This window comes from Reyranella sp. (assembly GCF_965228225.1).
In the GTDB taxonomy this organism is placed as follows: Bacteria; Pseudomonadota; Alphaproteobacteria; order Reyranellales; family Reyranellaceae; genus Reyranella.
In genome coordinates this window covers 1134964-1148072 of record NZ_OZ245801.1, presented here as the reverse complement: position 1 = coordinate 1148072, position 13109 = coordinate 1134964, and the positions used below count along the sequence as shown (strand labels likewise).

Genomic DNA, 13109 nt, shown 5'->3' with positions numbered 1-13109 from the left:
GCTAGTCCCCCGCCGTCAGCCCGGCAAGACCGGGCGCATGCCGCCGTACGGCGACGCGCGCCCGGCGTTTTCGATACCAGATCACGACGCCGGTCACGGACAGGGCAGCGACCACGACACCCATGACCGAGATCAGGATGCGGCCCGGCAGGCCCAGGATGCGGCCGGAGTGCAGGGGAAACTGCGCCTGCACGAAGATGTCGGCGGCCGTGCCCTTCCAGGGTTGACGGTCCCCGACCAGGCGGCCGTCTGCGCCGTCGAAGTAGAGGCGCGCCGGCCCCACGCCTGCGCTGCCGTGATCGTCGCCGGGATGAAAGAACATCGCGCCATAAACGCCGTAGTGCTGGGCGTAGAACACACCTCCGACCGGCTCCGCCCAGCCGCGGCGCACGCCCTCCGCACGGGCAAGGTCGATCACTTCGGCGAAGCCGACCCCCGGATCGATCGGCCGATGCTTGTCGGCCATGGTTCGCAGTTCGAAGGGGCCCGGAGTCACTTTCGAGATCAGCGACATCATCGGATAGAAGGCCTCCCGGTAGAGGTTCAACGAGAACCCCGTGAAGGCCAGGACGAACAACAGGAGCCAGGTCCAGAGCCCGAACGCCCGATGAATGTCGAAATTGATGCGGTAGGCGCTTCCGGAGGTCTTGACCCTCCATGCAGGCTTCCAGCGCGACCACCAGCCGCGTTGCAGAGCGTGCTCGACGCCAGCGGGTCGGCCCGGTCGGGGCGGATGACGGACCGGCAGCGTCAGATAGAAGCCGATGAAGCAGTCGATGGCCCAGATGGCGGCGACGACACCCAGCAGCCACAAGCCCCAACGGTCGATGCCCCAAATCTCCGGGATGTGCAGGCTGTAGTGCAGCTTGTAGAGGAACGAGACGAAGGTCTCCGACGTGATCGGCCAGGCCTGCCCCCATTGGCGCCGGCCCAGTTCGGTTCCGGTCGCCGGATCGAGGAAGACCTGATTGTAACCCGGTTCGAAGAGGCGGCCCGTCGCCGGATCGACGCGCGGCTGCACGCTGAACGACAGCGATTCGCCCGGCTCGGCGGCCAGCGGCACATAGGTGACCCGCACGCGCGCATCGCGCGCTTCGACCTGCTGCGCCAGTTCGAGAGATGCGATCGCCGGGCCACTACCGGCCGCCTCGTGAAGATGCGCGTTCAACAGGTCGTCGAGTTCGTGATCCCACGAGATCACCGCGCCGGTCAGACCCGAGAGGAACAGAAAGGCCGCGATCGCAAGGCCGATCCATCGGTGAAGGAGCGTGAAGGCTTGGCGCATGAAAGCGTCCCGATCAGAAATCGGCCGTCAGGGAGACGTAGATGGTCCTCGGGGTGCCGCGATAGACGATGCCGCCGGTATAGCCCGACTGCCATGAGCTCTCGTTGAAGAGGTTCTCGACGTTGGCCCGCAAGGCGAGCGGCTTATGGTCGACTTCGAAGCGATAGCGCGCACCGATGCCGACCAGCGTATAGGCGGGGATGGCCTGGGTGTTGGCTTCGTTGATGTACTGACCGCTGAAGAAGTTGACGCGGCCTGTGAGGGTCAGATCCTTCATGAAGGGTGTGTCCCATTCCGCGCCCAGCTTGAGGGTGACATCGGGCGATGCCGGCGCTTTCATGCCGTTGAACGTTCCCCCCGCCGTCTGCGTCAACCGGGCATCCAGCAGCATCAGGCCGCCCAGGAGACGGAGTCCCTCGAGAGGTTCTCCGAAGACGTTCAGTTCGATGCCCTGGTTGACCTGCTGGCCGTCCACCGAGAAGACGCTCGTCGCCGGATTGGTGATCCCCGCCGGCTGGGTGATCTCGAAGAGGCCGAGGGTCGCGGACCACTTTCCGAAGTCGACTTTGGCGCCGACCTCCAGCTGCCACGACTGCGTCGGCGCGAAGATCTGGCCCGAATTGACCGCTGTGCTGGGCGCGGTCGGGCCCTGCTGCAGCGCCTGAATGTAGTTTCCGTAGATCGAGACGTTCTTCCACGGCTTCACGATCACGCCGACGGCAGGCGAGAGTGCGCTCGCGAAGTAGGAGCTCGAGGTGGCACCCGTGATTGCATAGTTGTTGTTCTCGATCGACTGGTTGCGCGCGCCGAGCATGAGTTGGACGCGCTCGTCGAAGGCCGACAGCGTGTCCGTGAGGGCGAATGAGGCGAGTGTTGTGGACGAGGTCTTCGGCGGGTTGTTGTTGAAGGGACCGCTGGCGGGCGCATTCGTGAAAACTGGATTGTAGAGGCTGCTCGCCTGGGAGAAGGTGAACGGCAGGAAGGTGTTGCCGACGACGTCCCAGTAACCGGTGGCCACCATGGCCATCGAATGGCTGATCGGGCCGGTCTTCATCTTGCCGCGGACACCCACTTCACCGGTCTGTTTCGAGAAGGTCCGGGAGTATTGTTGGCCAGAGGCGAGGAAACCGCCCTGAGCGGTCAGGTTCCGGCCGAGGGTGCGCAGCCAGTTCTCCTTGAAGAACGACTGACCGTAGGCCGCGAAGGCGGTCCAGTCGTCGGCGAGATCGACTTCGCCGCGTGCCATTCCGTAAAGAAATTCGGTGTCGATGGTTTCCCAGGGCTGCTGCACGCCGGACATCGCATTCGGTGCAGAAGGTACCTGCTGGTTGGGCGACATGATGAAGAGCTGATTCCCGGCCAGCGTGTCCTGCTTCGTGTAGCCGAAGTACGTCGCGAGGCGCACGTTCGGCCCGGCATAGTCGAGGGCCAGAACCGCGTTGCCGATCCGCTCCTTGTTGTTCTGGAGCGCCGTATAGCCGTCACGATACAGTCCGTTGAAGCGGATGCCGAACGCGCCGTCCTTGCCGAAACGTCGGCCCACGTCGGCCAGCGCACCGACCTGCCCGTTGGTGTTGTAGCTGGCGCCGGCAGACGTGAGAGGCTGGGCCCCGGCCTTTTTCGGTGTCAGGTTGATGGTGCCCCCGACAGCACCGACATAGCCATTCAGAAAGGCGCTCGGTCCGCGGAAAACCTCGACGCGCTCGAACGCCTCGACGGGCACGCGATCTTCCGGCACGAGCCCATAGAGGCCGTCGAACGAAACGCCTCCGGCCCCGAGCAGGAACCCGCGGATTCTGAACTGGTCGAACATCGAGAGGCCGTACTTCGTGGCCGACGCGTCGTTGGCGACGACATCGGCGATGGTCCGGGCCTGCTGGTTCTGAACGAGGGTCGAAGTGTAGCTGGTGCTGGTGAACGGCGTGTCCATGATGTCGCGGTTGCCCAGGAAGCCCTCGCGGCCACCGGTCGCAACCTGTCCGCCGGCGTAGGGTGGCGGCAGGTTGTCGATCGTCGATTGCTGCACCAGGCCCGAGCCCTGCACCTGCACGGCATCGAGCTGAACCGCTCCCGCGCCGGACTCCGGCGCCTTGGTGATCGTCACCGTGTTCGCGCCGGTGAAGGCAAACGATACGCCCGTGCCGGCCAGCAGCTGCTGCAACGCCTCGCGCGGCGTGAGCATGCCGCTAACGCCGGGCGAGCGTATGGCGGACAAATCTCCCGTCCTGTAGGCGAAGGAAATGCCGGTCTGGTCGGCAAAGCGGTCGAGCGCCGAAGCGAGAGGCTGGGCCGGGATGGCGAAACTGCGCGGCTGGTTCGACTGCGCGACCTGCTCGCCCACCGCGGGGGGCGCCCCGTGATCGTCCGCGCGCGCGGATGCCTGCACAAGCAGCACGGCACTCGCCGCCATAGCGCCGGCCAGACGCCAGTGCCTCTTCTTCGCCGACCCGATTTCGATTTCACGCATTGTCGTGCCCTCAACGCTTCACGCCGGGGCCTCGACGCAAACAAGTCGAATTCGCGCTCTCCCCATCTCTAGATCGAGCGAGGCCGGAACAATCGGTGCCGGCTCAGCGATTTTTTTCGACGCCTCCGCCGGAGTCAGCGAACGATCAACAGATAGCTGGTGACGCGCGTGACCGAGAGACCATGAGTGGCGGCAATCGCATCGATACCGCCATTCAGATCGGCCAGCGCCACCCGCGCCGTCACCGCGCCGTAGCGCGACGGATCTCCCACCAGCACGATCCGGCCATCGTGGTAGCGACCTATTTCCACCAGGGCCTCCGCCAGCGGACGACCACGGATGACGATGGCGCCATGACGCCAGGCCGTTGCCGCCGTCGGATCGAGCGTACGGACGGGCCCGGGCGCCTCGCCGCGGCGATAGCTGACCTGCTGGCCCGCCTCGACCATCGCGCCGCCTTGCACAGGTGCCAAACCGGAGCCCGCATCGGGAGACGTTACGCGCACAATGCCTTCCGTGACGGTGACGGTGGCCCCTCCGTCCACCTCCTTCACGGCGAAGGCCGTGCCGACGGCGGTTGTCCGACCATCGGCCGCCACGACATCGAAGGGGCGTGTCGAATCCTTCTGAACCTCGAACAAAGCCTCGCCATGCAGCAGCTTCACGCGGCGGCGCTCGCCCGTGTAGGCGATGTCGATGGCCGTATCGGTGTTCAGCCAGGCGATCGACCCGTCGGGAAGAGATACCATGCGCTGTTCGCCGGCCGCCGTACTGTGGTCGGCCAGCAACCTCGCGGGCAGCCGCGAGGTTGCCGGACCGAATACGAACAGAAGAAGGCACGCTGCCGCCAGCCCGGTGACGACCGAACCAGCCCACAGCCAGCCCCGCCGAGGCTTGCGTCGCGGCAGCGTCTCGAGCCGGCGCTCGCGGCCCTTCGGCGCGAAGGCGGATTCGAGCGGGTCGATATCCGACCAAAGGCTGCTGAGTTCTTCGTACGCAGCACGATGACGCGGGTCCGCATCGCGCCAGGCCTTGAAGCGGGCATCCTCTTCCGACGACAGATCGCCAGCGCCGTGACGCAGAAACCAGTCCTGGGCGGCGGCGTCGATGTCGTCGACATTGCTGTGGTCTTTGCCTGGCGGGTTCACTTTTCGCTGCACGTCTCTTCGCTGGAGTCCTCATCCTATAGACGAGTGAGGCCGCTACTTCCCGTGCGTCCCGCCGGCGGAATCCGGTTCGGCGGCGCGAAAGCGCCGGCGCGCCCGCAACAGCGTGTCCATGACCAGTTTCAGATCGCGATAAACCGTCGTGGCCCCGAGCCCGAGAATGTCGGCTATCTCGGCCTGCGACCTGTCTTCATAGCGATGGAGATGGAAGACCTGCCGGCAGCGCTCGGGAAGACCGGCAATCGCGGCTTCGAGATACCGCAGCTCGTCTCGCGCCAGCGCATGACGCTCGGGTGTGAGTTCGTCGCTCTGTTGCCACGCCGTACCGCCGGATTCGGCCAGGATCACGCCCCGACGGCCTTCCACGCGCAGGTGATCCGTCGCGAGGTTGGCCGCCACGCCGAAGACATAGGCCTTTCGATCCCGGATTTCGGAATGATCGGCGACGCCCATCAGCTTGAGATACAGATCGTGGGCGATGTCGGAGGCGAGCTGCACGGAGCCAAGGCGTCGCGCGAGAAAGCGGTGCAACTCCCATTCGTGCTCGCGATATGCCTGCAACAGCGCTGATTCCTGCATCTGCCTCCGCCCCTGCCTCTGGCGACGGCGCACAGGTTATATCAATTGCGAATTACTATCAATTGCGCGGCATGCGGAGATGAAATCAGCATCTCACCACGGCACCGGAATGCCGCGGTGATCGAAGAAGCAGCCGCTGCTGCCGGGCGGCAGGCGATCAATCACGCCGAGCAGATGCTCGGCTGCCTGATCGGGCGTCTGCACGTCAAGACCCGCCTTCGTGAAGGGTGCCGACAGGGATGTCGCGACCGTCCCGGGATGGAGAGCCACGCAAAGCGCGGCCGGCTGGCGGCGGCCCAGCTCGATCGCGGCGGTATGCACAAGCTGGTTCAGCGCGGCCTTGGAAGCGCGGTAGCTGTACCATCCGCCCAGCCGGTTATCGCCGATGCTGCCGACCCTGGCCGACAGAGTGGCGAACACCGATCGCCCCTGGCGCGGCAGCAAAGGCAGGAAGTGCTTCATCAACAGAGCCGGGCCGATGGCATTCACGGCGAAGGCCCTGGCCATCTGCGCCGCGTCGAGATCGCGCCAGGACTTCTCGGGTGACAGAGCGTCGCCGTGCAGGATTCCACTGGCATCGATGACCAGGCGTACATCCGCTCCGAGCGCTTCCACATGGCGCGCGGCGGCGGCAATGCTCGCCTCGTCCGTCAAGTCGAGGGACGGTGAGCTTCTTCGCCCCAGTCCGAGCACCGCGCGAAAGCGAGGTTGCCCGGACAGACGGTGGTGCAATGCGCTGCCGATACCTCCCGACGAGCCGACAACGATGGCAATGCCTCCCAGGAGGTGCGCGTCAGCCGCCCCAGACATCGTCGTAACGGGCGGTGCCATCCTTCAGCGGGAAATGCCGGTACGTGCGATAGGCCGAGGTTATCGAGGCTTGGTGGAAGACAAGGCCGGTGATGACGAGACCGGCGGCCACGAGCACATGGAACACGATCAGCTCGCCGTACCAGACCCATGCGCCGGCGCTGACGCAGAAAATGTTGGTCCACATGACGCTGAGGAACAGCATGAGCTGGAATCGCTGGGCCGCCGGCAGCGTTCGAAGCGGGTTGACGCTGGAGTCCATGACGGCGCGGTAAAGAGAACTCATGTTTGGATCCTTGTGAACACTGGAACCAATACGCGTCGGGAGCGGTGGCGGATCATGCGTGCGACATGGCGGCCCCTGCCTCGTGAGGACTTGCCGCCGAACGCTTGCGCAACCACCTGTCACGCAGTCGACCGCCGCGTCGGTCTGGAGCCCTCATGACACTGGCAAACTTCCTCTTCGTGCTCGTCCTCGTTTCTGCATTTGCAACTCTGGTGGTCCTGTTCGTCGGTGTGCTCTCGATGGGGCGCGATGACGCCGACGCGACGGCGGGCGCAAGCCGCAGCAACCGCCTGATGGCTTGGCGCGTGCGGCTGCAGTTGATCACCGTCCTGCTGATCCCGCTTTGGTATCTGGCCAGCCGCGATTGATGCGGAGCTCAGGCCGCGCCCGCTGTGCCGGTAACACCCAAGCTCAGCCCGCTCCCCGGGCCGAACGGCCGGCCGCGGAGCGAGTGGGTTTCTAGTTGCGTCCCTCGATCAGGCCGCGGCAGACGACTTGGGCCTGGATCTCGGCCGCGCCCTCGAAGATGTTGAGGATGCGGGCGTCGCAGAGCACGCGGCTGACGGGATATTCCATCGCATAGCCGTTGCCGCCGTGGATCTGCAGCGCATTGTCGGCATTGCTCCAGGCGACACGGGCGGCCAAGAGCTTGGCCATGCCCGCCTCGATGTCGCAACGCCGGTCGGAGTCCTTCTCGCGCGCGGCGAAGTAGGTGAGCTGGCGGGCGATCATGGTCTCGACGGCCATCCAGGCGATCTTCCCCGCGACGCGCGGGAAGGCGTAGAGCGGCTTGGCGAACTGGATGCGGTCCTTGGCGTAGCGCAGGCCGAGTTCGAGCGCGTTCTGCGCCACGCCGACGGCGCGGGCCGCGGTCTGGATACGCGCGCTCTCGAAGGTCGCCATGAGCTGCTTGAAGCCCTGCCCCTCTTTCTCGCCCAGCAGGTTCGCGGCCGGGACCTCGAACCCGTCGAAGCCGATCTCGTATTCCTTCATGCCGCGATAGCCGAGCACCCTGATCTCGCCGCCGCTCATGCCCGTGGCGGGGAACGGCTCGGCATCGGTGCCGCGCGGCTTTTCGGCCAGGAACATCGACAGGCCTTGGTAGCCGGGCTTGGAGGCGTCGCTGCGCGCCAGCAGGGTCATGATGTCGGCGCGCGCGGCGTGGGTGATCCAGGTCTTGTTGCCGTTGATCTTGTACGTGTCGCCCTCGAGCACGGCGCGGGTGCGCAGGCTGGCCAGGTCGGAGCCGGTATTGGGCTCGGTGAAGACCGCCGTCGGCAACAGCTCGCCCGACGCGATGCGCGACAGGTATTTCTGCTTTTGCGCCTCGGTGCCGCCCGCGCGGATCAGCTCGGCCGCGATCTCGGAACGCGTGCCCAGGGAGCCCACGCCGATATAGCCGCGCGACAGTTCCTCGGTGACGACGCACATGGCGAGCTTGCCCATGCCCAGCCCACCCCACTCTTCGGGGACGGTGAGGCCGAAGACGCCGAGATCGGCCATCTGCTGCACCACAGGCAGCGGGATCAGCTCGTCGCGCAGGTGCCAGCCATGGGCGTGCGGGGCCACCTCGGTATCGACGAAACGGCGGAACTGACGGCGCACCTCGTCGAGCGCCTCGTCATCCAGCCCGAGCGCGCCGAAGCCGCCGGTGTCGAGACCGTCCGAGATGAGCTCGGCGATACGCCCGCGCACCGCCGGCGTGTTGCCGGCGATCAGCTTCGCAACGGCGGGCGTCTCGAGCGCGGCGCCGTCGAGCCCGAAATCGCCCGGCCGCACGATCTCGACCTGGCTGATGGCGATGCCGCCCTTGAGCTGCGCGAGATACTCGCCATAGGCTGACTGCAGGATCAGGCTCTCGAGTTCGCCACCTGCCCCCGCTTCGGCCCAGCGCCGCATCTGGCGCAGCGCCGCCACGTAGGTCGCAATCCAGGCGAAGCCGTGCGCCGCGAACTGCTCGCGCTCCAGCAGCTTGGGATCGACCTTGCCCTGCGGCGCCACCAGCGCCCGCACCGCTTCGCGGACAGCGGTTTCATGGCGTCCGGCCGCACCCTCGGCTTCGGCGCACAGCGGGAGAAGGTCGGCGAGAATCTGGGACATGATGGACTCGAATTCATCTCCTCTCCCGTCATACGGGGGAGGTGCCCCGAAGGGGGCGGAGGGGGAAAGCAACAAACCGGACGTGGGGATTTCCCCCTCCGGCCATCGGCCACCTCCCCCGCTCTGCGGGGGAGGAAAGCTGACCTTAGTCGTCCAGCGCGTCCTCGAGGGTGCGCAGGCCGGGGCGCTTGGCGGAGACCAGCACGGCCATGTTTCCGGGCTTGTGCTGGTTCTTCCACATCTTGGTGTGGGCCTTGGGAATGTCGGCCCATTCGAAGACTTCGCTCATGCACGGGTCGATGCGGCGCTCGATCACCAGCTGGTTGGCCTGGCTGGCCTGCAGCAGGTTGGCAAAGTGGCTGCCCTGGATGCGCTTCTGGCGCATCCACACGAAACGCGCGTCCATCGTCAGGTTGAAGCCGGTGGTGCCGGCGCAGAAGACCACCATGCCGCCGCGCTTCACGATGAAGCAGGAGACCGGGAAGGTCTGCTCGCCGGGATGCTCGAACACGAAATCGACGTCGTTGCCCTTGCCGGTATGTTCCCAGATCGCGGCGCCGAACTTGCGGCACTTCTTCATGTACTCGGCATAGCCCGCCTGGTCGTCGACGTCGGGCAGCTGGCCCCAGCAGTCGAAGTCGTTGCGGTTGATGACGCCGCGGGCGCCCAGCGACATCACGAAATCCTTCTTCGACGGATCGGAGATCACGCCGATGGCGTTGGCGCCGGCCGTCGCGATCAGCTGGATCGCCATCGAGCCGAGGCCACCCGCCGCGCCCCACACCAGCACATTGTGGCCGGGCCGCAGGATGTGCGGGCGGTGGCCGAACAGCATGCGATAGGCGGTGGCCAGGGTGAGCGTGTAAGAGGCGCTCTCCTCCCAGGTGAGGTGCGGCGGGCGCTTCATGAGCTGCCGCGCCTGGACCTTGCAGAACTGCGCGAACGACCCGTCGGGCGTCTCGTAGCCCCAGATGCGCTGGCTGGTGGAGAACATCGGATCGCCGCCGTTGCACTCCTCGTCGTCGCCATCGTCCTGGTTGCAGTGGATGACGACCTCGTCACCGACCTTCCAGCGCTTCACCTTGGCGCCGACCGCCCAGACGATGCCCGAGGCATCGGAGCCGGCGATGTGGAAGGGCTGCTTGTGCACGTCGAACGGCGAGATCGGCAGGCCCAGACCCGCCCACACGCCATTGTAGTTCACGCCCGCCGCCATCACGAGGACCAGCACCTCGTCCTCGCCAATCGTGTGGGTCGGCACCACCTCGAGCTGCATGGACTGCTCCGGCGGCCCGTGACGGTCGCGCCGGATGACCCAGGCATACATGTTCTTCGGCACATGCCCGAGCGGCGGAATTTCACCGACCTCGTAGAGATCCTTCTTCGGCTGGTTGGCCGTGGGATGAGGGCGAGCCGCGAAAGCGACGACGGACATGGCAAATCCTCCTGCGTTGCGGCGAAACTATTGCTGCATTCGCGAGAGTGCAATGCACAAATACGAATCGGAACGGTTGGCACAGGGGAAAAACAACAAAATTACCCACGCCCTGCGGAAATTCCGCATTGCCGGCAACCAGGAGTCGCGGCAGGCTTGCGAGGTAAACGGTCGTTTACCAAGCAGCTCGGGTTTAGGGAGAGCGCGCCATGAAGCTCATGTGGTTCCACCTCATGCCGTACACGGAGCTTCCGGAAGATTTCAACCGGAAGCACCCGTCGGTGTGGGTCGACATCCATTCCTCGCTGTTCGACCCCAAGCGCGCGCATCACATGTACAACGACTTCATGGACGAGCTCGAATACGCGGCCGAGCTCGGCTACGACGCGGTCTGCGTCAACGAGCATCATTCCAATGGCTACGGGCTGATGCCCTCGCCCAACCTGATCGCCTCGTCGCTGGCGCGTCGCACCACCGACACCGCGCTCTGCGTCATGGGCAATTCGCTGGCGCTCTACAATCCGCCGACGCGCGTCGCCGAAGAGTTCGCGATGATCGACTGCATCTCAGGCGGACGGCTGATCGCGGGCTTCCCGGTCGGCTCGCCGATGGACACCTGCTATGCCTATGGCCAGAATCCGAGCCTGCTGCGCGAGCGCTATCTCGAGGCGCACGACCTCGTGAAGCGGGCCTGGACCGAGAAGGACACCTTCGCCTTCAACGGCCGCTACAACCAGCAGCGCTACGTCAACATCTGGCCGCGCCCCATCCAGAACGAGCCGCACCCGCCCATCTGGATTCCCGGCGGCGGCTCGGTCGAGACGTGGCGCTGGTGCGCCGAGATGGACTACGTCTACTGCTACCTCTCGTACTACGGCTACAAGGCCGGTCTCACGACGATGCAGGGCTTCTGGAACGAGATGGAGAAGCTCGGCAAGGACCGTAATCCCTACCGCGCCGGCTTCCTGCAGTTCGTCGGCGTGGCCGAGAGCCGCCAGCAGGCGCTCGACCTCTACACCGAGCCCGCCGAGTATTTTTACGGCCGCTGCCTGCATGTCGATGCGCGCTACGCCACGCCGCCCGGCTACACCACCGAGGCCACACAGCGCGCCGGCATCCAGAGCATGGTGAGCAAGGCGGCCAATACGGCCAGCTATTCGAGCAAGCTCAGCATGAAGGCCACCAACATGAAGGACATCGTGGATGGCGGCTACGTCATCGTGGGCTCGCCCGACGAGGTGGTGGAGCAGATCCGCCACGTCGCCAAGAGCCTGAACATCGGCCATCTCATGCTGCTGCTGCAGTACGGCAACATGAGCAAGGACACCACCAAGTACAACACGCGCCTGTTCGCGGAGAAGGTGATGCCCAAGGTCAAGGACCTGTTCGGCGAATGGGAGGACAAGTGGTGGCCCAAGCCAATGGCGAAGGGTCAGCGCGCCGCGGTTCCCGCCTTCCGCCCGCAGACCGTCGCCGCGGAGTAGTCGCGTGTCCCAGCCCGCTACGACGATCGTCGAGGTCAACGGCCATCCCTGCCGCGTCTGGACCAAGGGGAAAGGCCCGAAGCTGGGTTTCCTGGCCGGCCTCGGCGGCCTGCCGCGCTGGCTGCCCGTCCTCGACCGGCTCGCCGAGAGCCGGACGGTGGTCGCCCCGTCTCTGCCCGGCTACCCGGGTGCGACGGGTCACACCGAGCTCGACACACATCTCGACTGGGTGCTGGCGGTGCGCCAGATCGTCGAGAAGGCTGGCCTTGCCGGCGCCGATCTCGTCGGAGCGTCGGTGGGTGGCGCCTTTGCCGCGGAAATGGCGGCGATCTTTCCCGGCCATGTCGGCAAGCTCGTGCTGATCGCCCCCTTTGGCCTGTTCGACGACAAGGAACCGGCGGCGGATCCCTGGGCGCAGCGCAAGGACGTGCTGCCGGGCCTTCTGTGCGCCGATCCGGCCAACTGGACCGACCTGATCGCCGCACCGGAGGGCGCGAATTCCGTGGAATGGCCGATCGAGATGACCCGGGCATCCGAAGCCGCCGCCCGGGCCTTCTGGCCGCTCGGCAATACACGTCTGGAAAAGCGCCTCGGACTGATCGCGGCGCCGACCCTGATCCTGTGGGGCGACCGCGACGCCATTCTACCCCCAAGCTATGCGGGCAAGTTCGCCCAGGGAATCAACAAGGGGATCGACGGCCCGACACGGGTCGAAACCGTGGCCGATGCGGGCCATCTGGCCTATCTCGACCAACCCGACGCGGTCGCGCGGGCGGTATTGGCCCATTTTGCCTGAGAGTCTCACGCCCTTGGTGGTTGCTTCGCCGGTTCGGATCGCTATTGTCCGGCGCGTTAGGGGTTTTGCGAGGTAAACGGCAATGACGATCCGTTCGATGAAGATGACCGCAGGCGCTTCCCTGTTCGCGGCAGTTCTGGCGATCGGCGCGAGCCTGCCCGAGCGGCAGGCATCGGCCCAGGTGAGGCCTGTGCCGCGCGAAGGCGTCGCCTTCAACAATGTGGTCACGCAGCGGGTCAAGATCGAGTCGGCCGACCCGGAGAGCCGGACGGTCGCTTTCACCATGCCGAACGGCCAGCTCGAGATCCTTCCCGTGGCCGACAGCGTCAAGAACCTCGATGCGATCGACGACGGGTCGATGGCCGACGTCACCTATTCCGAGGTGGTGACCATGCTGAACCTGCGCCAGAAGGGCCCCGGCGCCCAGCTCGCCCGCAAGGACCAGATGAGCACGACCGCCAACCAGACCGACGTCGAGGCTGGCCGCTTCACTCTCACGGTCGTCGGCGTCGACCTCGCCAAGAACATGGTCTCGGTGATCGACGGCCGCGGCGGCCCGGTCCGGACCTACTCGGCGAATTCAATCGCCAAGCAGGACATGCTGAAGAAGATCAAGGTGGGCGACGTCGTCATCGGCATGACGACCCCGCTCACGATCACGGCGATCTCGCCGGCGCGCTGAAGCGCCCGAGGCTGAACGT

The 13109-nt window shown here is 65.7% G+C and carries 12 protein-coding genes; 4 read left to right on the top strand and 8 right to left on the bottom strand.

Going from position 1 to position 13109, the window contains the following annotated elements; all coding sequences use genetic code 11:
• Position 1 precedes the first annotated feature (1 nt).
• From ACO07K_RS05600 to ACO07K_RS05575, 6 genes are all read right to left on the bottom strand, one after another.
• A complete protein-coding gene (locus ACO07K_RS05600) occupies positions 2 to 1285 on the bottom strand; it encodes a PepSY-associated TM helix domain-containing protein (protein WP_422034918.1) in 1284 nt (427 codons plus the stop codon).
• 13 nt (positions 1286 to 1298) lie between these two features.
• Positions 1299 to 3752, bottom strand: a complete 2454-nt coding sequence (locus ACO07K_RS05595) for a TonB-dependent siderophore receptor (RefSeq protein ID WP_422034917.1) — start codon at positions 3750 to 3752, stop codon at positions 1299 to 1301.
• 134 nt (positions 3753 to 3886) lie between these two features.
• Entirely contained in the window at positions 3887 to 4912 is a 1026-nt protein-coding gene (locus tag ACO07K_RS05590) for a FecR family protein (RefSeq protein WP_422034916.1), read from the bottom strand.
• 42 nt (positions 4913 to 4954) lie between these two features.
• Entirely contained in the window at positions 4955 to 5530 is a 576-nt protein-coding gene (locus tag ACO07K_RS05585; protein ID WP_422034915.1) for an RNA polymerase sigma factor, read from the bottom strand.
• Positions 5531 to 5590: 60 nt separating this feature from the next.
• On the bottom strand, positions 5591 to 6229 hold the full coding sequence (locus tag ACO07K_RS05580; RefSeq protein WP_422034914.1) for an SDR family oxidoreductase: 639 nt from the start codon (positions 6227 to 6229) through the stop codon (positions 5591 to 5593).
• 61 nt (positions 6230 to 6290) lie between these two features.
• The gene (locus tag ACO07K_RS05575) at positions 6291 to 6593 is read right to left on the bottom strand and encodes a hypothetical protein (RefSeq protein ID WP_422034912.1); all 303 of its coding nucleotides are present in this window, start codon (positions 6591 to 6593) and stop codon (positions 6291 to 6293) included.
• A 155-nt stretch (positions 6594 to 6748) separates the two neighbouring features.
• On the opposite strand from ACO07K_RS05575, the gene ACO07K_RS05570 reads away from it, so the two are divergent.
• Positions 6749 to 6961, top strand: a complete 213-nt coding sequence (locus ACO07K_RS05570) for a twin transmembrane helix small protein (protein ID WP_422034911.1) — start codon at positions 6749 to 6751, stop codon at positions 6959 to 6961.
• Between the two features lie 91 nt (positions 6962 to 7052).
• On the opposite strand, the gene ACO07K_RS05565 is transcribed toward ACO07K_RS05570, so the two are convergent.
• Positions 7053 to 8693 carry an acyl-CoA dehydrogenase family protein gene (locus tag ACO07K_RS05565; protein WP_422034910.1) on the bottom strand — a complete coding sequence of 547 codons (1641 nt, stop codon included), beginning with the start codon at positions 8691 to 8693 and terminating at the stop codon, positions 7053 to 7055.
• 145 nt (positions 8694 to 8838) lie between these two features.
• Positions 8839 to 10128, bottom strand: coding sequence for a crotonyl-CoA carboxylase/reductase (gene ccrA, locus ACO07K_RS05560; RefSeq protein ID WP_422015792.1), 1290 nt, complete (start codon positions 10126 to 10128; stop codon positions 8839 to 8841).
• 209 nt (positions 10129 to 10337) lie between these two features.
• Between ccrA and ACO07K_RS05555 the strand changes: the two genes are divergently transcribed.
• The 3 genes from ACO07K_RS05555 (at position 10338) to ACO07K_RS05545 (ending at position 13090) form a co-directional block, all read left to right on the top strand.
• Positions 10338 to 11612 carry an LLM class flavin-dependent oxidoreductase gene (locus ACO07K_RS05555; RefSeq protein WP_422034908.1) on the top strand — a complete coding sequence of 425 codons (1275 nt, stop codon included), beginning with the start codon at positions 10338 to 10340 and terminating at the stop codon, positions 11610 to 11612.
• A gap of 4 nt (positions 11613 to 11616) precedes the next feature.
• Positions 11617 to 12408 (top strand): alpha/beta fold hydrolase, encoded by a 792-nt coding sequence (locus tag ACO07K_RS05550; RefSeq protein WP_422034907.1) that lies wholly within the window; start codon positions 11617 to 11619, stop codon positions 12406 to 12408.
• A gap of 82 nt (positions 12409 to 12490) precedes the next feature.
• The gene (locus ACO07K_RS05545) at positions 12491 to 13090 is read left to right on the top strand and encodes a hypothetical protein (protein WP_422034906.1); all 600 of its coding nucleotides are present in this window, start codon (positions 12491 to 12493) and stop codon (positions 13088 to 13090) included.
• Positions 13091 to 13109: the final 19 nt, after the last annotated feature.